This is a genomic window from Rhodococcus jostii RHA1 (assembly GCF_000014565.1).
Lineage (GTDB): Bacteria > Actinomycetota > Actinomycetes > Mycobacteriales > Mycobacteriaceae > Rhodococcus_F > Rhodococcus_F jostii_A.
Map to the genome: position 1 here is coordinate 6665513 of NC_008268.1, position 20502 is coordinate 6686014.

At 68.3% G+C, this 20502-nt stretch carries 21 protein-coding genes and 1 pseudogene; 16 read left to right on the forward strand and 6 right to left on the reverse strand.

Features of this window, described 5'->3' with window-relative positions:
• Nucleotides 1–9 precede the first annotated feature (9 nt).
• The 6 genes from alr to tsaD are packed head-to-tail and all read left to right on the forward strand — an operon-like array spanning nt 10 to nt 4977.
• Complete coding sequence (alr, locus tag RHA1_RS30200) at nt 10–1212, forward strand: alanine racemase (protein WP_009479393.1); 1203 nt, start codon at nt 10–12, stop codon at nt 1210–1212.
• Nucleotides 1213–1215: 3 nt separating this feature from the next.
• A complete protein-coding gene (locus RHA1_RS30205; RefSeq protein WP_011598170.1) occupies nt 1216–2280 on the forward strand; it encodes an alpha/beta fold hydrolase in 1065 nt (354 codons plus the stop codon).
• Nucleotides 2270–2758, forward strand: coding sequence for a tRNA (adenosine(37)-N6)-threonylcarbamoyltransferase complex ATPase subunit type 1 TsaE (gene tsaE / locus RHA1_RS30210; protein ID WP_011598171.1), 489 nt, complete (start codon nt 2270–2272; stop codon nt 2756–2758). Before RHA1_RS30205 ends, tsaE begins: the two co-directional genes overlap by 11 nt.
• A gap of 49 nt (nt 2759–2807) precedes the next feature.
• Entirely contained in the window at nt 2808–3467 is a 660-nt protein-coding gene (tsaB, locus tag RHA1_RS30215) for a tRNA (adenosine(37)-N6)-threonylcarbamoyltransferase complex dimerization subunit type 1 TsaB (RefSeq protein WP_029539474.1), read from the forward strand.
• On the forward strand, nt 3464–3943 hold the full coding sequence (gene rimI, locus RHA1_RS30220) for a ribosomal protein S18-alanine N-acetyltransferase (protein ID WP_009479397.1): 480 nt from the start codon (nt 3464–3466) through the stop codon (nt 3941–3943). Before tsaB ends, rimI begins: the two co-directional genes overlap by 4 nt.
• Nucleotides 3940–4977 carry a tRNA (adenosine(37)-N6)-threonylcarbamoyltransferase complex transferase subunit TsaD gene (gene tsaD / locus RHA1_RS30225; RefSeq protein WP_011598173.1) on the forward strand — a complete coding sequence of 346 codons (1038 nt, stop codon included), beginning with the start codon at nt 3940–3942 and terminating at the stop codon, nt 4975–4977. The genes rimI and tsaD overlap by 4 nt, the downstream gene beginning before the upstream one ends.
• Here the strand turns inward: tsaD and RHA1_RS30230 are convergent.
• Nucleotides 4970–6574, reverse strand: coding sequence for a DUF7159 family protein (locus tag RHA1_RS30230; protein WP_011598174.1), 1605 nt, complete (start codon nt 6572–6574; stop codon nt 4970–4972). The genes tsaD and RHA1_RS30230 overlap by 8 nt on opposite strands.
• 205 nt (nt 6575–6779) lie before the next feature.
• On the opposite strand from RHA1_RS30230, the gene RHA1_RS30235 reads away from it, so the two are divergent.
• The gene (locus RHA1_RS30235) at nt 6780–7316 is read left to right on the forward strand and encodes a potassium channel family protein (protein WP_009479400.1); all 537 of its coding nucleotides are present in this window, start codon (nt 6780–6782) and stop codon (nt 7314–7316) included.
• Here the strand turns inward: RHA1_RS30235 and RHA1_RS30240 are convergent.
• Nucleotides 7313–9031 carry a TIGR03767 family metallophosphoesterase gene (locus RHA1_RS30240; RefSeq protein WP_050787421.1) on the reverse strand — a complete coding sequence of 573 codons (1719 nt, stop codon included), beginning with the start codon at nt 9029–9031 and terminating at the stop codon, nt 7313–7315. The two genes, RHA1_RS30235 and RHA1_RS30240, sit on opposite strands and share 4 nt — an antisense overlap.
• A gap of 230 nt (nt 9032–9261) precedes the next feature.
• Here RHA1_RS30240 and groES point away from each other — a divergent pair, with 230 nt between their 5' ends.
• Nucleotides 9262–9561 (forward strand): co-chaperone GroES, encoded by a 300-nt coding sequence (gene groES, locus RHA1_RS30245; RefSeq protein ID WP_003940763.1) that lies wholly within the window; start codon nt 9262–9264, stop codon nt 9559–9561.
• Nucleotides 9562–9653: 92 nt separating this feature from the next.
• Nucleotides 9654–11267: a chaperonin GroEL gene (gene groL, locus RHA1_RS30250; RefSeq protein WP_009479402.1), complete on the forward strand. Its 1614-nt coding sequence runs from the start codon at nt 9654–9656 to the stop codon at nt 11265–11267.
• 96 nt (nt 11268–11363) lie between these two features.
• Here the strand turns inward: groL and RHA1_RS30255 are convergent, their stop codons facing one another.
• The 3 genes from RHA1_RS30255 to RHA1_RS30265 form a co-directional block, all read right to left on the reverse strand.
• Nucleotides 11364–12083, reverse strand: a complete 720-nt coding sequence (locus RHA1_RS30255; protein WP_011598176.1) for an anti-sigma factor — start codon at nt 12081–12083, stop codon at nt 11364–11366.
• Nucleotide 12084: 1 nt separating this feature from the next.
• Entirely contained in the window at nt 12085–12768 is a 684-nt protein-coding gene (locus RHA1_RS30260) for a sigma-70 family RNA polymerase sigma factor (RefSeq protein ID WP_011598177.1), read from the reverse strand.
• Nucleotides 12769–12891: 123 nt separating this feature from the next.
• The gene (locus RHA1_RS30265; RefSeq protein ID WP_005239766.1) at nt 12892–13185 is read right to left on the reverse strand and encodes a WhiB family transcriptional regulator; all 294 of its coding nucleotides are present in this window, start codon (nt 13183–13185) and stop codon (nt 12892–12894) included.
• A gap of 247 nt (nt 13186–13432) precedes the next feature.
• On the opposite strand from RHA1_RS30265, the pseudogene RHA1_RS52075 reads away from it, so the two are divergent.
• From RHA1_RS52075 to RHA1_RS30285, 5 genes and pseudogenes are all read left to right on the forward strand, one after another.
• Nucleotides 13433–13681, forward strand: a pseudogene (locus tag RHA1_RS52075) (MerR family transcriptional regulator); the annotation flags it as partial.
• Nucleotides 13682–13705: 24 nt separating this feature from the next.
• Entirely contained in the window at nt 13706–14449 is a 744-nt protein-coding gene (locus RHA1_RS52080; protein ID WP_518525575.1) for a transcriptional regulator, read from the forward strand.
• 34 nt (nt 14450–14483) lie between these two features.
• Complete coding sequence (locus RHA1_RS30275; protein ID WP_011598179.1) at nt 14484–15317, forward strand: hypothetical protein; 834 nt, start codon at nt 14484–14486, stop codon at nt 15315–15317.
• Between the two features lie 159 nt (nt 15318–15476).
• Complete coding sequence (locus tag RHA1_RS30280) at nt 15477–16055, forward strand: sigma-70 family RNA polymerase sigma factor (protein ID WP_005239770.1); 579 nt, start codon at nt 15477–15479, stop codon at nt 16053–16055.
• The gene (locus tag RHA1_RS30285) at nt 16039–17058 is read left to right on the forward strand and encodes an anti-sigma-D factor RsdA (RefSeq protein ID WP_009479409.1); all 1020 of its coding nucleotides are present in this window, start codon (nt 16039–16041) and stop codon (nt 17056–17058) included. The genes RHA1_RS30280 and RHA1_RS30285 overlap by 17 nt, the downstream gene beginning before the upstream one ends.
• An 85-nt stretch (nt 17059–17143) precedes the next feature.
• Here the strand turns inward: RHA1_RS30285 and RHA1_RS30290 are convergent, their stop codons facing one another.
• On the reverse strand, nt 17144–17548 hold the full coding sequence (locus RHA1_RS30290; RefSeq protein WP_005239778.1) for a DUF5319 domain-containing protein: 405 nt from the start codon (nt 17546–17548) through the stop codon (nt 17144–17146).
• 243 nt (nt 17549–17791) lie between these two features.
• On the opposite strand from RHA1_RS30290, the gene guaB reads away from it, so the two are divergent.
• Nucleotides 17792–19315 (forward strand): IMP dehydrogenase, encoded by a 1524-nt coding sequence (gene guaB / locus RHA1_RS30295; RefSeq protein ID WP_005570999.1) that lies wholly within the window; start codon nt 17792–17794, stop codon nt 19313–19315.
• A gap of 33 nt (nt 19316–19348) precedes the next feature.
• Nucleotides 19349–20488, forward strand: a complete 1140-nt coding sequence (locus tag RHA1_RS30300; protein ID WP_009479410.1) for a GuaB3 family IMP dehydrogenase-related protein — start codon at nt 19349–19351, stop codon at nt 20486–20488.
• The last annotated feature ends 14 nt before the right edge of the window (nt 20489–20502 follow it).

A 20502-nucleotide genomic window follows, 5' to 3' on the forward strand; every position in this document is an offset into this window, starting at 1 on the left:
ATCGAACATATGACGCTTGCTGAAGCAGTACCGGCCGACGACCACGGACACAGCGAACCCGCAGCGCCCACGCAGGCGCCGGCACCGCAGGCCGAGGCCGTCGTCGATCTGGACGCGATCGCACACAACGTCCGCATCCTGCGCGACAGCGCCCGGGACGCGGCGATGATGGCCGTCGTGAAGGCGGACGGCTACAACCACGGCGCCGTACCCGTGGCACGCGCCGCGCTGGCCGCCGGAGCGTCGGAACTGGGCGTGACGACGGTGTCGGAGGCGCTGACTCTGCGCCGCGCGGGCATCGACGCACCCGTCCTCGCCTGGCTGCACACCGTCGACGCCGATTTCGCCCCCGCGATCGCGGCCGGAGTCGAACTCGGTGTCTCCTCGCCCCGTCACCTCGCCGCGGTGGTCGCTGCCGCCCGGAGCGTCGGCACCACGGCGATCGTCACGATCAAGGTCGACACCGGACTGAACCGCAACGGGGTGGCGCCGGACGAACTGGCGCAGGTCCTCGTCGATCTGGCGCGCGCACAGGCCGAGGGCTCGGTGCGGCTGCGCGGCATCTTCTCGCATCTGGCCCACGCCGACGAGCCGCACCACGCCTGGATCGATTCCCAGCGCGATCGGCTGATCAGCGCGATCGCGGATGCCAAGCGTCAGGGACTGGTCCCCGAAGTGGTGCACCTGTCCAATTCCGCGGCCACCCTGACCCGTCCCGACCTGCGGTTTGACATGGTTCGCCCGGGAATCGCGATATATGGGTTGTCGCCCGTACCCGAACTCGGTCAGTTCGGGTTGCGCCCGGCGATGACACTGCGATCGAGGGTGGCTCTGGTGAAGAAGGTAGCGGCAGGTGAAGGCGTGTCCTACGGGCACCAGTGGGTGGCCCCACGGGATACGACGGTGGCGCTGCTGCCGTTCGGGTACGCCGACGGGCTGCCGCGCTCGCTCAGCGGCCGATTCGAGGTCCAGCTGGGCGCGCAGCGACGGCCGGGTATCGGACGCGTCTGCATGGACCAGGTGGTCGTCGATCTCGGACCGGACGGCGGCGGAGTCCGGGAGGGGGACACCGCCGTGTTCTTCGGCAACGGAGACCTCGGCGAACCCAACGCACAAGCGTGGGCCGATGAACTCGACACCATTCACTACGAGGTGGTGACAGGGGTACGCGGACGCACGGTGCGCAGTTACGTCGGCGGAACGGGCACCTAGATCATGGGGTTGTCGAAGCGGTTGGGGCTCGTCGGCGGCCTGCTGAGCGCGTTGGCGCTCGGTTCGGTCGCCGGCGTCAACGTGCTGCGCACCGCGACCCGGCCGGGCCGCGAGATCTACGGTGACGAGGACTTCACGCTGATGTCGCGGGACCGGCGCAGCGTCGTGGTCACCGAGGACGGCGTCGCGCTCGCTGTCCGCGAGGTCGGCCCCGAGGACGCGCCGGTGACGGCGGTGTTCGTGCACGGCTATTGCCTGGACATGACGTCGTGGCATTTCCAGCGCCGCCAGCTCGCCGAGCGGTGGGGCGACGACGTGCGGATGGTGTTCTACGACCAACGCGGGCACGGCGATTCGGGTGTGCCGTCCACGGCGAGCTGCACCATCGCTCAGCTGGGCGCCGATCTCGCGACCGTGATCGAGGCTAAGGCCCCCACCGGACCGGTTGTGCTCGTGGGGCATTCGATGGGCGGGATGACGGTCCTGGCCTTCGCCGGGCAGCGGCCCGAACTGGTGGCGTCGCGGGTGGTCGGTGTGGGCCTGGTGGCCACGGCCGCCGCGGGTCTCAGCGAGACCGGATTGACGCGGAACCTGCAGAACCCGGTCATCGACGGCTTCCGGATGGCCGTCCGGACCTCGCCCGAACTCGTCCAGCACGCGCGCGGCGCCGCCCGCGTGCTGATCACCCCGATTCTGCGGGCGGCGTCGTACGGCACGGACGTGAGTCCGCGGCTGCACAAGTTCTCCGACTCCATGCTGGACCGGACGTCGGTGGTGACCATCGTGAACTTTCTGCGCACACTCGAATTGCACGACGAGTCCGCGTCACTCGAGGCGATCGAGCGCACCCCGTCCGTCGTGGTGTGCGGAGACAGCGACATGATCATCCCGTTCGGCAGCTCCCGGAAACTGGCAGCGGACCTTCCGGAGTCCGAACTGGTGCGGGTACGCGGTGCCGGCCATCTGGTGCAGCTCGAATTCCCGTCCGTGGTGTCGGACGCCGTCGACCGGGTGCTGCATCGTGGCCTGAAGACGTACGAGTCGCGTGAGCAGTCCGATGTCGGCTGAAGAAGGAGTGTTGCCCGTGAGCGGGACCGTGGTGTTGCCGACGGCGGAGGACACCGAGCAGTTCGGCCGAGATCTGGCCCGGGGCCTCGTCGCCGGGGATCTCGTGGTCCTCGACGGACCCCTCGGTGCGGGGAAGACCGCACTGACGAAGGGGATCGGAGCCGGGCTCGGCGTGCAGGGGCGGGTGACTTCGCCCACATTCGTGATCGCGCGGGAGCACCGGGCGGGCACGCGGCCCGACGGGGGCACCCCGGTCGGGATGGTGCACGTGGACGCGTACCGACTGGGCGGAAGCGGCCCGCATGCGCTGGACGAACTCGACGCGCTCGACCTCGACACCGACCTGGCTGCAGCGGTTGTCGTCGTCGAATGGGGCGAGGGCATCGCGGAGCAGCTTGCCGATCGTCATCTGCGGGTACGCCTGCGCCGCGAGCCGGAGACGGACGTCCGCACCGCCCACTGGGAGTGGATTTCCTGACGGGTCGGGTGTCGGGAGCGGTTCTGACGTGCGAGTACCCTCAGTTACCGTGCTTGTTCTCGCCATCGACACGTCCACGCCTGCCGTGACCGCCGGAGTCGTCCGGGTTTCGGCCGATTCCGCATCGGTGGAGGCGGTGGACACCCTCGCGGTGCGCGTGACGGTCAATCCGCGCGCCCACGCGGAAGTGCTCACCCCGCATATCCTGGAATGCCTCACCGAGTCGGGGCACGTCGCCGCGGACCTCGACGCGGTGGTGGTCGGCGCCGGACCCGGGCCGTTCACCGGATTGCGCGTGGGGATGGCCACCGCCGCCGCGTTCGCCGACGCCCTCGGCATTCCGGCCCACGGCGTGTGCAGCCTCGACGCCATCGCCGCACAGGTGGACGGTGACCGGAATCTGCTCGTCGTCACGGATGCACGGCGGCGTGAGGTGTACTGGGCGCGCTATTCGGCAGGGGTGAGGGTGGAAGGTCCCGCGGTGGTGAAGCCGCGCGAACTCGAGCCGATGCCGTCCGAGGTGGTGGCGGGATCGCCGTCACACGTCGACTTCTTCGATCTGCCGGTCGAGCCCGTGGAAACACCGTCGCCCGCAGGACTGGTCGCGGTGGCCGCGGGGGCCCTGTTCAGTGATGCTGCCCCGGCGGCGCTCGTACCGCTCTACCTGCGGCGCCCGGACGCGGTCGAATTGGCGGACCGGAAGAAATGACTTTCCGCATCGAACCGATGGCGGCCGCCGACGCCGAACGGTGCGCGGAGCTCGAGACACTCCTCTTCGCCGGTGACGGACCCTGGAGTGCAGGCGCATTCAGGGCGGAACTGGCCGCCCCGCACGTGCACTACACCGTGGCGCGGGACGACACCGGCCACGTCGTCGGGTACGCCGGAATCGCCCTGCTGGGTGACGGTTCGCATCCTGAATCCGAGATCCACACGATCGGAACGGATCCGGCGTGTCAGCGGCGGGGGATCGGCGGGGCTCTCCTCGACGAACTCCTCCGAGTGGCCGACACCCGGGGTGGCCCGGTGTTCCTCGAAGTGCGCACCGACAACGACGCGGCGATCGCCCTCTACCGACGTGAAGGATTCGAGATCGTGGGAACCCGTAAGAAGTACTACCAACCGAGCGGTGCGGACGCCTTCACGATGCGTCGCCCCGGATCGGGTGAGGAGCCGGTGCAATGATCGTCATGGGGATCGAAAGCTCTTGTGACGAGACCGGAGTCGGCATCGTCCGGTGGAACGGTGACGGAACGTGCGAACTCCTCGCGGACGAGGTCGCATCCAGCGTCGAAGAGCATGCACGGTACGGCGGGGTGGTGCCGGAGGTCGCGTCCCGTGCGCACCTCGAGGCGATCGTCCCGACGATGCGGCGGGCCCTCGCCGTCGCCGGGATCGCCAAGCCGGACGCTCTCGCCGTCACCATCGGACCCGGTCTGGCCGGCGCCCTGCTCGTCGGTGTGGCGGCCGCGAAGGCCTATGCGGCGGCGTGGGACGTCCCGTTCTACGCGGTGAACCACCTCGGCGGTCACGTCTCGGTCGACACGCTCGAACACGGACCGATGCCGCCGTGCGTGGCGCTGCTCGTGTCCGGTGGGCACACCCACCTCCTGCACGTCGAGGATCTTGCGAAGCCCATCGTCGAACTCGGCACCACCGTGGACGACGCCGCCGGCGAAGCCTTCGACAAGGTGGCCCGCCTCCTCGGCCTCGGATTCCCCGGTGGCCCCGCTCTCGACGCCGCGGCGCAGGACGGGGACCGCAACGCCATTCCCTTCCCGCGCGGTATGACCGGGCCCCGGGACGCCCGGCACGACTTCTCGTTCTCCGGGCTGAAAACGGCTGTGGCACGGTACGTGGAGTCCAAGGAGCGGGCAGGGGAGGTGTGCTCGGTGCCGGATATCGCCGCGAGCTTCCAGGAGGCCGTGGCGGACGTGCTGACGATGAAAGCGGTGCGCGCAGCCCGCGACGTCGGTGTGGACACACTGGTTCTCGGTGGCGGTGCCACGGCCAACTCCCGTATCCGCGCACTCGCCGAGGAACGTTGCGCCGACGCCGGACTGACCCTGCGGGTACCGAAACCGCGCCTGTGCACCGACAACGGAGTGATGATCGCCTCGCTCGGCGCGCATCTGATCGCCGGCGGCGCCGCGCCGTCCCTGCTGACCGTGGCCAGCGACCCCGGACTGTCGGTGGCGACCAGTCAGGTGTTCAGCTGACCGGAATCGTGACGGTCTGCGTGGCCGGGGGAGTGAGCGCCGCACCGGGCTGAGCACCACTCGGTTGCGACGCATCGGGATTCGGAGCGACCGTGCCCGGCGCCGGGACCATCGGGAAGAGCCCCTCGGGTGTCGCGGGTGTACTGGGTTCCGCGGGAGCGGCGGGCGTCTCCGCAGGCGGCGGTGCCGCCTCGGGAACGTCGGGTGCGGGCGCGACGGGGCTCGGTTCGTTCGGCGTGGATTCCCCCGGAACCTGCGGCCACAGCGGCGGAATCGCGGGCCACTCGATGTGCGGCCACGAGGGCTGCGACGGGTTCGTTCCCGGCAGCGTCGGACGCGGCGGCGCCGTGGGCGTCGGCACCGGGGTGGTGGTGCGCGGTGTCGTGGTCTCGCTCGGCGAATCGGGCGTCTGCTCGGAGGTCCGGTCCGTCTGCGGTTCGGACGTGGGCGGCGCAACCTGATTCGGGTGGAACTCCGACGTCGGCGTCGGATCGTACGACGGAATCCGCGTGGCGGGAGGTTCGTCCGTTGTCGTGGTCGTGACCTGCTCGGTGGTCTGGAACATGTCGGTCCCCGCGGGGGAGACATTGGGATCCGGCGCGGGCGCGAGTTCCTTGACGCCGTACCCGAGAACGAGACCTCCGACCACGAGGGCGCCGACGAGTGCCCCCGACACCTTGGCAGTCGAACCGGGTCGGTTCGACTCGGTGGCCGGGTAGTCGCGGATGGCGGAGGAGACGGCGAGCAACGCCGCACCTTTCGCGGTCGCCGTGTCGGGTTCGGGCATCACGACGACCCGTGCAGCGAACGCGTCGGTGACGGCGGCGGTGATCGCGGGAATGTTCGCGCCACCACCGACGAGGGCCAGGGCGTCCGGTTGACGTGGGGAGTCGGCGACGGTGGCACGGATGAACTCCACCGCGACCCGGACAGTGGGTGCGGCGATCTCGTCGAACCTGGTGCGGCTGATCTCGATCGGGCGGATGCCCTGCAGGTCGATGTCGACGTGTGCGTTCGGCTCCGAGGACAACTGCTCCTTGGCGACGCGGCACCGCGCCGAGAGCAGGTCGCGGTCCAGGTGCCGAAGGGGATGCGGGGTGGAGAGGCTGCCGACGACGTGGTGGAAGACGAGGTCGTCGATTCCGGTGCCGCTCACACGGCTTGTGCGGTCGGTGTGCAGGACGGTGCCGTCGACCTGATCGACGACGGCGACGGACAGTCCGGACTCGCCGAAGTCGACGATCGCGACTGTGGCGTGCTGGGCGACCTCGCCGGTGTGCCGTAGGTAGGTGAGCGTTGCGGCGGTCTCGGGCACGAGATGCACGCGGTGCCGCTGCCTGCTGACGGCGCTGCGGATCGAATGCGCCTGTTCCGCCGTGCGGTACGCGACGGCGAACGCGTCGGGAGTGGTGGGGTCGGCAGGGACCTGGGTGGTCATCAGCGAGATCGACGAGCGGACCAGGTCACCGAGGTCGGTGTGCGCCTGATCGGCGGACAGGTAACGGAACTCGACGTTCTGCGAACCGTTGGAGGCCGTGGTGACGAGGGCGGAACCCACACCGGACGCACCGGTGGACATCCCCAAGGACATCCCCATCACACACCCCCTCACGTTTTCGACGCGTGACCTGCCATCTCTGTCGGAACGCCCTGTTCAGCGGGGAATCCCTGCCCGTTGAATCGGCGACTGTTATCTGAACGTTACAGAAAACAAACGGATTTCGCTTCCGACTTTCGGCCGCACAAGACGAGGATGGCGCTCGATATCCGGTCTCACCTGCACAGTTGTCCAAAGGAATCTCATGCGACGCGCCAGCGATTTTCGTAACCTCACGAGACGCGAGCGCAGACGGCTTGTGCTGCGTGCACTTCTGCGCCCGCTGGTCACGGTCCTCCTGTGCCTGGTGGTCTACTTCGCCCTGCCGTGGACCTCGTTCGGGGACATGTCGGGCGTGTTCTTCCTGGCCGGCGGTTTGCTCGTGGTCGCGGCGGTCGCGGTCTGGCAGATCCGCCGGATCGTCCAGTCCGACATACCGGCGCTCCAGGCGATCGAAGCAGTGGCCCTGATCCTGCCGATCTACCTGCTCGGGTTCGCGGCCGGCTACTGCCTGATGTCCGAAAGTGATCCGGGTTTCTTCTCCGAACCCCTCACCCGCATGGGTGCGCTGTACTTCTCGCTCACCGTCTTCTCGACCGTCGGGTTCGGCGACATCGCCGCGACGACCGATCCGTCACGAGCCGTCGTGAGTGTGCAGATCATCGGCAACCTGATCCTTCTCGGCGTCGGCATCCGCGCGGTCGTCGCGGCCGTCGGCTGGGCCCGCAGGCGCCGGGTCTAGCGACCCGACGCCAGCATCAGTTCGACGTTCCTGTCGGGTGTCCCGCCGAGCAGGTCGGGGTCGGCGTGAATGTCGTTGAACGACAACTCCCGGTACAGCGACGCCAACCCGAGCGGTGAGAGATCGGTGTGGTCGACGGCGTAGGGACTGTCGGCCTCGAACAGCGTCGTGAGCAGAGACACGGTTCCGTCGACGTTGTCGACCACCTCGATGATCCGCCCGTGCTGGGGGAAGTCGATGTGCGAGGCCGTGTTGATCTCCCAGAACGACTGCTCCGGAGTCGATCCGGGCCACGGGGTGATCCGGTTCTCGTGGGTGTGTCCGTTGACCCAGGCGAGGACGTTCGGGAATCGGTGCAGCAGATCCACCAGTCGCGAACCACGGATCCGGGGTTCCGCCGGGGCGAAGGGATCGGGGACGACGTTGTCCATGCTGCCGCTGGTGTGATGGCTGAACAGGACGAACCAGGTGTCGCTGCGTGCCTGCGTCACCGGATTGCCGGCCGTGTCGAAGTACCGGCTGCTACCGGCCACCAGAGTGTCCTCGATCCATCGGAACTGCTCCGCACCGAGCGAGCCGTCGACGAACCCCGCCCGGTTGGTGGAATCCATGCTGATGCCGACCACGCCGGGTGCGATCTCGAACGAGTAGTAGCCGATCCCGGTCTCACCGGCGTCCGGTGCGAAACCGTGGCCGACCGGTCCGGGACCGGTGTTGGCCGGGTCGAGGTGGGCGGCGATGAACTGGCGGGGCGTGAACGGGGCGCGTGAAGGGTCGGGTGTGACGACCCGCGGCGGTGTCGTGAATGCGGACAGGGCGGCGGGAATGGCGCCGGGGTCGAACCTGGTTGCGATGTCGACTGCCTTCGCCTGCTCCGGCGAGCCGGGGACCTCGAATTTCAGCGAACCGGTGTACATGGCTTCGAGCGGTGGGATACCGCTCGGGACTGTGCCTTCCACCGAGTCGTCGTGATTGCCGAAGACGCAGTACCAGGGCGTGCGCAGGCCGGGGCTCGTGACTGGAGCGATCGCCGCGCCGAGCAGACCCGGTATCTCGGGGAACCCGGCTTTCTTGTACATGTCCTGGATGGAGGACTCCGGGTTCCAGTACAGATCCGCACCCGAGTTCTGCACGCCTTCGTAGCGGTCGGGTGCGCCCGTGTTGGGGACGATGGTGCCGCCGTTGAGTGCGGTGAGGAACCAGCCGAGTTCGGCGAACTCCTTGTTGTCGGTGTTGTCGCCGGTACTCACGACCGCGTCGAAGGGGCGCTGGGTGTGCGGGCCGGACGCGAGCGCGTTGACGCGCGCGACCAGCGCGACGAGGCCCTGTGCGGTGAGTGTCTCGTGCGGGCGGAACGCGGAACCGGTGAAGGGGTGGACGTATTCGAACCGCATCGGGGACTGGGCGTCGACCAGGTGGACGTCCGTGAGCTGGACGAGGGAGGCGAGGGCGGTGCGCCGGTCCTCGCGCCCGCTGCGCGCCTCGGCGAGTTCGGTGCGGACGATCGTCGGCCACCCCGGTCCCGCGCCGAGCCTGCGGTAGCCGGAGCTGCCGAGGGGGACGGCCACCGCTTCGAGGGTGGTGCCGGCCTCGGACGTGGGAAGAGGCGCCGCGCCCGCGTACTGCAACCCCCACGGGCGTGCTCCGAATCCCACTGCCCCGATCGCCCCGAGTCCGGCAAATGTCAGGAATTTACGCCGATTGATGTCAGACACCTGAGGAACCTTAGGTGACGACCCGTGAGACAGGCCGACATTCGGCTCGGCGCGGTTTACCACCCCCTTCTCCTTGAGCGTTGGCACTCTCACGTATAGAGTGCCAAGTGGCGCCGATCGAGCTCCGGCACCCGCGACGACGGGGCTGTGTGAAGTGCCGTAAACGGAACACTCAAACAGGAGTCCGGAGAAGTCTCCGGATCCGCATACCCCAAAGTGGAGGGCTCATCGTGGCGAGCGTCAACATCAAGCCGCTCGAGGACAAGATCCTCGTCCAGGCCAACGAGGCTGAGACGACGACTGCCTCCGGCCTGGTCATTCCCGACACGGCCAAGGAGAAGCCCCAGGAGGGCACCGTCGTCGCAGTCGGCGAAGGCCGCGTCAACGAGCAGGGCAACCGCATCCCGGTCGACGTCAAGGAGGGTGACACGGTCATCTACTCCAAGTACGGCGGAACCGAGATCAAGTACGCCGGCCAGGAGTACCTGATCCTGTCGGCACGCGACGTGCTGGCTGTCGTCTCCAAGTAAGCCATACGTGATCCGCCCCGGAGTCCCCACAGGATCCCGGGGCGGAGTGCGTTCACGCGCGTAACCCTGAGATCCAGGAGAAGACAGAACACATGTCCAAGCAGATTGAGTTCAACGAGGTCGCACGCCGGTCTCTCGAGCGTGGAGTCGACAAGCTTGCCGACGCGGTCAAGGTGACCTTGGGTCCGCGTGGCCGCCACGTAGTACTGGCGAAGGCCTTCGGCGGCCCGACCGTCACCAACGACGGCGTCAGCATCGCCCGGGAAATCGAGCTCGAGGACCCGTTCGAGAACCTCGGCGCGCAGCTCGTCAAGAGCGTCGCCACCAAGACCAACGACGTTGCAGGCGACGGAACCACCACCGCGACCGTGCTGGCTCAGGCCATCGTGCGGGGCGGTCTGAAGAACATCGCCGCGGGTGCGAACCCGATGGCGCTCGGCATCGGCATCAACGCCGCGGCCGACAAGGTCGTCGAGGCACTCCTCGCCGCCGCGAAGCCGGTCGAGGGCAAGACGTCCATCGCCCAGGTCGCGACCGTGTCCTCGCGTGACGAGGAGATCGGCGAAATGGTCGGCGAGGCGCTCACCCGCGTCGGCACCGACGGCGTCGTGACGGTCGAGGAATCCTCGACCCTGGCGACCGAGCTCGTCATCACCGAGGGCGTCCAGTTCGACAAGGGCTACCTGTCGCCGTACTTCGTCACGGACCTCGATGCACAGAAGGCCGTGTACGAGGACGCTCTCGTGCTGCTGTACCGCGAGAAGATCACGTCTCTGCCCGACTTCCTGCCGCTGCTGGAGAAGGTTGCCGAGAGCGGCAAGCCCCTCCTCATCATCGCGGAGGACGTCGAGGGTGAGGTCCTCTCGACGCTCGTGGTCAACTCCATCCGGAAGACCATCAAGGCCGTCGCCGTCAAGGCGCCGTTCTTCGGTGACCGCCGGAAGGCGTTCCTCGACGACCTCGCCGTCGTCACCGGTGGCACGGTCATCAACTCCGACGTCGGCCTCACGCTGAAGGACGCCGGGCTGGACCTGCTCGGCAGCGCACGCCGCGTCGTGGTCAGCAAGGACGAGACCACGATCGTCGACGGCGCCGGAACAGACGACGACATCAAGGGTCGCGTCGCGCAGCTGCGCCGCGAAATCGAGAACACCGACTCCGACTGGGATCGCGAGAAGCTCGAAGAGCGTCTGGCGAAGCTGGCCGGTGGCGTCGCCGTCATCAAGGTCGGCGCGGCCACGGAGACGGACCTCAAGGAGCGCAAGTTCCGCGTCGAGGACGCCGTCAACGCCGCGAAGGCTGCTGTCGCCGAGGGCATCGTCCCCGGTGGCGGTTCCGCCCTCGTCCAGGCGAGCACCGAGCTGGCCGACAACCTCGGTCTGACCGGTGACGAGGCCACGGGCGTCAAGGTCGTGCGCGAAGCACTGCAGGCGCCGCTGTACTGGATCGCCAGCAATGCCGGTCTCGACGGTTCCGTCGTCACCAGCAAGGTTGCCGAGCAGCCCAAGGGCCACGGTTTCAACGCCGCGACCCTGACCTACGGCGACCTGCTCGCCGACGGTGTCGTCGACCCCGTGAAGGTCACCCGCTCCGCGGTCGTCAACGCGGCTTCGGTCGCGCGGATGATCCTCACCACGGAGAGCGCCGTAGTCGAGAAGCCTGCGGAAGAGAACGAGCAGCAGACCGGTCACGGGCACAGCCACTAGGCTCTGCCGTCGCGACCGATCGGCTTCGACTGTTCGAGCGAAGAAACCCCCGTGCGGATCACCGCGCGGGGGTTTCTTCTGTCGGCAGGCGCCGGATCAGCTCAGTTGCAGCACCGCGAACGGTTGTGACGTCGGCTGGGGTGATCCTCCGGGCGGTTCGACGGTGACGGCCAGGTTCGACATCGACCCCACGTCGTCGAGGACGATCGTCGTGGTCGGCTGCACTTCTCCGGGGGAGAGGGTTCCGGCGGGCACCGGCGCGGCCCCGGACGCCGGCATCAGCCACAGCTGGTACACGGTGTCGGCGCTGGGCGGGGCGACACCGTCCAGCACGAACACCACGGCGTCCTGCGACTTCGAGTAGTTGGCGGTCGCGGACCCACCGGCCGCGATCGCACTCGTCGACGAGTGCACGTCGGAGGCGTCGAGAACCTGCTCCGCCACGGTCGGCGCCTGACCTTCCGTGAGATGCCGAACGATCACCGTTCCGCCGGCGAGCACCCCGACGGCCGCAGCGGCGGCGACGGCGACCCGCCAGCGGCGCCTGCGGGAGCGGCGTTCGGTGAGCGATGTCGGCCCGGACGCGGATTTCCTGACCTCGTCGAGGACTCGTGTCCGCACCCGGGGCGGGGGTTCGACGGCTCCCACCGCGCTCACCACCGCGAACGCTTCGCGGATCCGCCGGACCTCGTCGGTGAACGTGGAGCGGGTGTCCTCGTCCGTGACGGCGAGATCGATGTCGAGTTCGCGGCGCTCACTGTCGTCGAGCACATCGAGTGCGTACGGGTAGGCCATGCCCACGAGTTCGTCGTTCATGTCACAGACCTCCCAGGCACCCGCGAAGTCGCGTCAGTCCGTCACGGATGCGCGTCTTCACCGTGGACAGGGCGACCCCCAGTTGGGAGGCGACCTCTCGGTAGGTGCGGCCGTCGTAGTACGCCATCGCGACGGACTCACGTTGCGTGTCCGTGAGCGAGTCCAGGCAGGCGAGCACCGATTGATGCTCGAGCCGGCGGGTCACCTCCTCGGTGACGTGGTCGAACGGCCCGGCGATGTTGGTGGTCTCGTAGAGCGCCTCGCGGTCGGTGCCCGCCTGCTCCGACCGCACGCGGTCGACCGCCCGGCGGTGCGCGAGCGTCATCAGCCAGGACAGTACGGAGCCGCGGGCCGGATCGAAGTTCGATGCGGTGCGCCACGCCTGGAGGAAGACCTCCTGCGTCGTCTCCTCCGCGTACCCGGGGTCGCGTAGGACCCGCAGAACCATGCCGTGTACTCGGGCGCTCGTCCGGTCGTAGAGTTCGGCGAACGCGTCGGCGTCCCCGTTCGCGACGCGGGCCATGGTGTCGTGGAGTTCGGTGGATTCGGTGGATTCGGTGGTTCGGGCCCTGTGTGCGCCGGCTGCATCCGCCGAGCACACGTCTTCCGCTGGAGTGTTGCCCTCGGGGTTCGTCACCGGAAGTCGTCTCGCTTCATCGAGAACCACGGTAGCGTGCACATCCACTCATCTCCTCCAGCCGGTAGGCATTCGGAGACCGCGTCGCGGTGGATGGGTGTCGAGGGTGTCGATGTGACGCGGGGAACCCCCGTGCGGCGACGAGGGTTCCCGGTGAGTGTGGTCGAGCGGTCAGACGGCTATCCGGCCGCGTCTGTGCCGGGCGTGCATTTCGCGTTCCGTCTCGGACATTCCGCCCCAGATCCCGTACGGCTCGGACACGCTCAGCGCGTGATTGCGGCACTGGGCGAGGACCGGGCAGCGTCGGCACATTTCCTTGGCGCGGGTCTCCCGCTGCGCGCGCGCCCGGCCACGCTCTCCGTCGGGATGGAAGAACATCGAGGAGTCGACCCCGCGGCACAGGCCGTGCATCTGCCAATCCCAGATATCGGCGTTCGGGCCGGGCAGGTGGTTGGGTGCAGGCATGTGGACTCCTTAGCTGCAAGCTCGCCTCGGGCGACGAGCGGACCGTAGGCTCGTAGGTACGTTCAAGCCACTAATCATTCACGTCGCTAACCGTAGAGTCGGTTGTGAAATCGCGTCAATAGTTGTTCACAGTGGCGATTTACATATCCCACGAGCTGAAAGTTAACCTGGAAAATATTTACTTTCCCGCGGTTCCGTGATTCCGTTTCGGGTTGAAAGACCCCCGGTCACGGGTGACGATGTGCGGGTGCCCCAGCCCGCGGAGCCTGACACCCAGCCCCTTTCCGGACCCCCGGACGAGGGACCCACGATCTCGGTATCTGCCCTGGCCAGAAAGCTCGGGGTCGCTCCGTCGACGCTCCGCACCTGGGACCGCAGATACGGCATCGGACCCTCCGTGCACGCGCAGGGAAGTCACCGGCGATACACGCCGCGCGACGTCGCCCGGCTCGAATGCATGCAACACGCTCTGGACGGTGGTGCAAACTCCGCAGAGGCCGCGAGATATGCGATTAACGCAATGGCTACATATTCGTCAGAAAGCGACCACCGGCCGGGTGTGAAAAATCTGGGTGACAACTCGGTGAACAGGACGAAAACAGACCCGTCGAACCTTTTGTCATCCTTTTCCGGCCTCGGCGGCGCCGAGGCGTCCGTCCGGAATTTATCGGGTGCGTTGCTGGCGCGAGACGTCGTGACAATCCGGCGGATCGTCGTGCGGGCCGTCGCGGAGCGGGGATTCGTCTCCATGTGGACGACCCTGGTCGTTCCGGTGCTCGAATGGGCGGACGAGGGGAGGAATTCGGACGCTGCGGCTGCGAGTGTCCGCGTCTTCGCCGAATGCGTCGCGGGGATTCTGTCCACGATGACGCTGGACGCGCCGATCGGCGGCGGTGGCCGTGTCCTGCTCGTGCACCTGCCGGCGGACCCGCCGGACGGGGTTTCCGCCGACCCGTACGGTCTCGAATTCCGGGCGCTGGGCGCCGCCCTGGCCACGGGCTCGGTGGACACGAGGATCGCGCTGCCCCTGTGCCGGTCGGCGCTGCTCGCTGCCGTGACCAATGCCGAGCCGGACGTGATCGTCCTGTGGTTGCCCGCCGCCGGAGGCGACCTCCCGTCTCTGCTGCGGGCGATCCGCCGCAGGCGCACGGGCCTGACGATGCTCGCGGGCGGCCCCGGATGCCGGACGCGGTCGCTGCCCCGATCGATCGCGGTGCTGGGCACGCTGGACGAGGCCGTGCACGCCGTCACCGCGGTCACCTGACCGCGGGGCGCCCGGACGATGCGATGATCTCGGCGTGCCCGACTCCAGTCTCCGTTCCGACGCCACGAATTCGTTGATCCGCGCGGCTTTCGGCCCCGATCCGGGCGGGTGCCCGCTGCCGGCGTCCGACGTTCCCGTCGAGCGCTGGATGCGAGCGGTGGCGTGGGGCGCCCGGGGGCACTACGCCCGATCCCGCGCAGAGCTGGACGCACTGACGCGGGGCGGGGTGGCCGGGCCCGCGGTCGCCTCGCTCGCCTGGAGCACGCAGGCGTCGCTGCTGAGGCAGCTCGGCTGGCACGGTGTGGCGTCCGGGTTCGACGGCCGGGCACTGGCCGTCGTCGGGACCCGTCCCGACGACGAGGACGGCGTCCTGGTTCGCGAAGCTCGGTGCGACGCGCTGACGGGGCTGGCCGCCGACGCGCTGGGGTGCGGCCGGTTGGCACTGGGCCGGCGGCTTCTCGGCAGGTGCTCCGAGCACCTGGACGAGACTGCTCCCGACGACCTGTGGCGGCAGCGCGTCCGCAGGCTCTGGGTGAGCGCGGAGTTGCTTCTCGCGGGCGGAGAGTTCGCCTCGGCGCGCCGCCACGCCGAGACCGCTGCGGAAATTTCGGAGGCCGCCGGATCTGCGCGGCACCGCGTCAAATCGGATCTGCTCCGGAGCGCGTCGATGACGGGGGAGTCCGATTCGGGTCCGGCGGCACGGCTTGCCGCGGATGTGCTCGACCGGTGCGATCGGTACGGCTTGATACCTCTGAAGTGGGCAGCTGCGATGTTGCTGAGTGGTGTGACTTCCGACTCACGTGCGGAGGCCGTGCGTACGGAGTGCGAAACCGTCATCAGGGCGCGAGGTGGGCGCTTCCGAATCTGACTCCGCTGGTCGGGCCCGTACGGCCGGGTTGCGCGCGAATCGCTGCGAATCCGGGCGAATACCGTTCGGTCCGCACCGTTACTCTTGGAGTGTTCCGCTGAGAGCGGGAGCACACCCATCGGGGGAGGTGCCACTGTAACGCCAGGATATTCAGCAACGATGACTAATACGAGCGAGGAGTTGGACTCCGCAGTCGCCGCTGCAACGCAGGGTGACCGGGCCGCTTTAGCTCTGGTCCTGGAAAACATTCGGCCCTTGGTTGTGCGTTACTGCAGAGCCAGGGTCGGTGCTGCGGAGAGGGGACAACTCTCCGCGGACGACGTGGCGCAAGAAGTGTGCCTCGCCGTGATGACGGCCTTGCCTCGCTACGAGGATCAAGGCCGGCCGTTCATGGCATTCGTCTACGGGATCGCCGCACACAAAGTTGCCGACGCGCATCGGAACTCCGCCCGTAACAAGTCGGAGCCCGTCGCCGAAGTACCGGATGTCGTAGCCAACGATGACGGACCCGAACAGAGGGCGCTGGACTCGGAAGCGAGCAGGCAGATGAACGAACTGCTGAGCACGCTGCCGGAGAAGCACCGGGAGATCCTGATCCTCCGCCTCGTGGTCGGTATGTCAGCCGAGGAGACGGCCGCGGCCGTGGGTAGTACCGCGGGAGCTGTCCGCGTGGCTCAACACCGAGCCATAGCGAAACTGAAAAAAGAAGTGACGAGGGCAGGTGAGAGGTTTGGCTAGGGGCATCAAGCGCAACGGCAATCCCGATGCCGATCTCCCAGGAGACGACGCACCGGTGAACGTCGCGGCAGTGCGCCGCGACGACGCTTTGATCGACGCGATCGCCGGCGGCGGTCCCGTCGCAACGGATTCGCCGGAGCAGTACGAGCTCGCGCTTCTGCTGACCAATTGGCGCGCCGACATCGTGGCGACGCCGATGCCGACCGGGCCGCTGCTCGACGACGTGATCGCGGCGATCGACGCCTCGGACGCCCGTTCCGCGCGCAGCGCCGCCCGCAGCAAGCTCCGCTTGTTGCGACCCATCGCAGGCGCCGCCGCAGCGATCGCGGTCGTCATGGGTGGCGCCACCATCTTCTCGTACAACGCCGCACCCGGTGATCCGCTGTGGAGCGTCAAGTCGGTCGTGTTCAGCCAGCAGGCCGATTCGACCGTCGCGCAGATCGACACCACGTCGCAGCTGCAGGAGGCCGAGCGGCTGATCGCCGCGGGCGACGCGGCGGCGGCGAAGAACCTGCTCGAGGGCGCCGCCGACCGTTCCGGCGGGGTACGTGACGCCGACATGCGCAACGAACTCGACGTGTGGCGGGCGAAGCTCGCCGCGGAGGTCGAGAAGATCGCTCCCACCACGCCGCCTGCGACGACGACGCCCGGTACCACCACCACCGGCGCGCCGACGCAGACCACCGAGTTGCCCGCCACCGTGCCGGGCACACCCGGTTCGACGACACTGCCGGGAGTCGGGCCGTTGCCGGGAACCCTGCCGACCGACCTGCAGATTCCGGGACTGCCGCCCATTCCGCTGCCACAGCTGCCCACGCTGCCGCCTCCTCCGCCCGAGACGGTGCCGTCCCCGAGCCCGGATCCCACGATCATGTTGGTTCCGACGCTGCCCTCGGACATCCCGGCGACGGAGCCGTCCACCCAGCAGCCGCCGCAGGAGCCTTCGACGGTGCCGCTGCCCACCACCACGACCCCGGTCCCGGTGTTGCCGCCCACCAGCTAGCGGTTCGGCGGCCCTCCCGCACAGACCACTGTGGCCCGACACTTCGAGTGTCGGGCCACAGTGGTCTGTATCGGGTTGTGCCGGATCAGGCGTCGAAACCGTCTCCGTGCAGAGCGTCGTTCATCGAGGCGTCCGCGTAGCCGCGGCAGTAGTCCCAGGTGACGTATGCCTCGGGTGTCGGGTCGTAGGCGGGCTCGTGCGGTCGCACGGTGCCGTCGACCAGAAGCTGAAGGAGGTTGGCACGAAGCATGTCCCAATCGTGGTAGTGATCTTGCTGGCAGTCTTCGCAGCAGACGACGAGACCGCGGATCCCTCGATGTGCCAGCAGCGCCTCGTACACGGCGAGGTCGGCCAGATCTTCCTCCACGGCGAGACGCTCGTGGGGGTCGAGTGGTTGGCCCGGTTCGATCGCGTCGAGAGCTGCGGACGGGTCGGCGGGGTCGCCGGCGAAGGGGTCCGGGGGCAGACCTGGAGGCAGTTGATCGCGCACAGCACCACGGTACGCAGGTCAGCCCGGTCTGCGCCAGCCGTTCGGCGTACGCCCAGCGTGGGTGGGCTCCGTGGTGATCGCGTCGAGCCGATATCATGGTTTGTGGAGCTGGGAATATCGATCGTCGCTCCGGCCTTTTTCCTGTATCCGTGTTCCCGAAAGTTTCCACCAGATCGAAGATCTGAATGTCCGCAGACGGCGCCACCGGCGCCGCACCTATGTTCCATGGAGGGCCCGAACCGCATGACAAGTTCAGCAGGGCATGTACACACCGGCGGTGACGACCCGAACAAGGTCGCGATGCTGGGTCTCACGTACGACGACGTCCTGCTCTTGCCGGCGGCGTCGAATGTCATCCCCGGCCAGGTCGACACGTCCAGCCAGCTGACCAGGGACATCCGGCTGCGAGTGCCGCTCGTCAGCTCCGCGATGGACACCGTCACCGAGGCGCGGATGGCTATCGCCATGGCCCGCGCCGGTGGCATGGGCGTGCTGCACCGCAACCTGTCGGTGGAGGCCCAGGCCGGGCAGGTGGAGACGGTCAAGCGGTCCGAGGCGGGAATGGTCACCGACCCGGTCACCTGCAAGCCGTCCGACACTCTCGCCGAGGTCGACGCGAAGTGCGCCCGCTTCCGGATCTCCGGACTTCCGGTCACCGACGAGGCCGGGCAGCTCGTCGGCATCATCACCAACCGCGACATGCGCTTCGAGGTCGACCAGAACCGCGCCGTGTCCGAGGTCATGACGAAGGCGCCGCTGATCACCGCCCAGGAGGGTGTCACCGCGGAGGTGGCGCTGGGTCTGCTCCGCCGCCACAAGATCGAGAAGCTGCCGATCGTGGACGGTCAGGGCAAGCTCACCGGCCTCATCACGGTCAAGGACTTCGTGAAGACCGAGCAGCACCCGGACGCCACCAAGGACCGCGACGGCCGGCTCCTCGTCGGTGCTGCCGTGGGTGTGGGTGACGAGGCGTGGAGCCGCGCAATGGCTCTCACCGACGCCGGAGTGGACGTGCTCGTCGTCGACAGCGCCCACGGTCACTCGGCCGGCGTGCTGGACATGATCTCGAAGCTCAAGGCCGAGGTCGACGAGCGCGTGCAGATCATCGGCGGCAACGTCGCCACCCGCAGCGGTGCGGCCGCTCTCATCGAGGCCGGTGTGGACGCGGTCAAGGTCGGTGTCGGCCCCGGCTCCATCTGCACCACCCGTGTCATCGCCGGTGTCGGCGCCCCGCAGATCACGGCGATCCTCGAAGCAGTCGCCGCGGCCAAACCGCACGGTGTGCCAGTGATCGCCGACGGTGGACTGCAGTTCTCCGGCGACATCGCGAAGGCCCTGGCTGCAGGCGCGTCGACGGCCATGCTCGGTTCGCTGCTCGCGGGCACCGCGGAGTCGCCGGGTGAGCTGATCCTGGTGAACGGCAAGCAGTACAAGAGCTACCGCGGAATGGGTTCCCTCGGCGCGATGCAGAGCCGTGGCGCCGCGAAGTCGTATTCCAAGGACCGCTACTTCCAGGACGACGTGCTGTCCGAGGACAAGCTGGTTCCGGAGGGCATCGAGGGCCGGGTCGCGTTCCGCGGTCCGCTGTCCCAGGTCACACATCAGCTCACGGGCGGTCTGCGGGCTGCCATGGGCTACACGGGAGCGTCGTCGATCGAGGAACTGCAGAACGCGCAGTTCGTGCAGATCACCGCTGCGGGTCTGAAGGAGAGCCACCCGCACGACATCACGATGACGGTCGAAGCTCCCAACTACACCGCTCGCTAGCAACCAGTCACGATTCACGAGAAAGGGGCGCGCGTGCGCGACCTCGTTGAGATCGGCATGGGCCGAACAGCCCGACGAACCTATGAGCTGGACGACATCGACATCGTCCCCTCCCGCCGGACCCGCTCCTCCAAGGAGGTGTCGACGTCCTGGCAGCTCGACGCATACCGGTTCGACATCCCTGTGCTGGCGCATCCGACCGACGCGCTCGTGTCGCCGTCGTTCGCGATCGAACTCGGCAAGCGTGGTGGCCTCGGGGTCATCAACGGTGAGGGTCTGTGGGGCCGGCACGCGGACGTCGAGGCGAAGCTCGCCGAGCTCGTCGCGCTGGCGGAGTCGGACGTCGACGTCGAGGCACCGATCAAGAAGCTGCAGGAACTGCACGCGGCGCCGTTGCAGCCGGGACTTCTGGCCGCTGCCGTGGCCCAGGTCCGCGACGCGGGTGTCACGACCGCGGTGCGGGTCAGCCCGCAGAACGCCCGGGCGCTCACCCCGCAGCTGCTGGAGGCGGGCATCGACCTGCTGGTCGTGCACGGCACGATCATCTCCGCTGAGCACGTCGTGCACGGCGACAGCGAGCCGCTGAACCTCAAGACGTTCATCTCCGAGCTCGACGTCCCCGTCGTCGCCGGTGGGGTGAGCGATCACCGCACCGCACTGCACCTGATGCGTACGGGCGCGGCCGGTGTGATCGTCGGATACGGCTCCACCGAGGGTGCAACGACGACCGGTGAGGTGCTGGGCATCGGTCTTCCGATGGCCACGGCCATCGCGGACGCCGCTGCGGCCCGCCGCGACTACCTGGACGAGACGGGCGGACGCTACGTCCACGTCATCGCGGACGGCGACATCACGTCCTCGGGCGACCTCGCCAAGGCGATCGCCTGTGGCGCGGACGCCGCCGTCCTGGGCGCACCGTTGGCCGTTGCGGCGGAAGCTCCCGGCGGCGGCTGGTACTGGCCGTCGGCCGCGGCGCATCCCTCGGTTCCGCGCGGCACGATGCTGCCGGTCTCGTTCGGTGCGCGTCCGTCGCTCGACCGGGTCCTCACAGGTCCGTCCGACGACCCGTTCGGTTCGTTGAACCTCGTCGGCGGTCTGCGCCGCTCGATGGCGAAGTCGGGGTACTCGGATCTGAAGGAGTTCCAGAAGGTCGGCCTGACCGTCCGCGCCTGAGGCGTCCGTTCGTC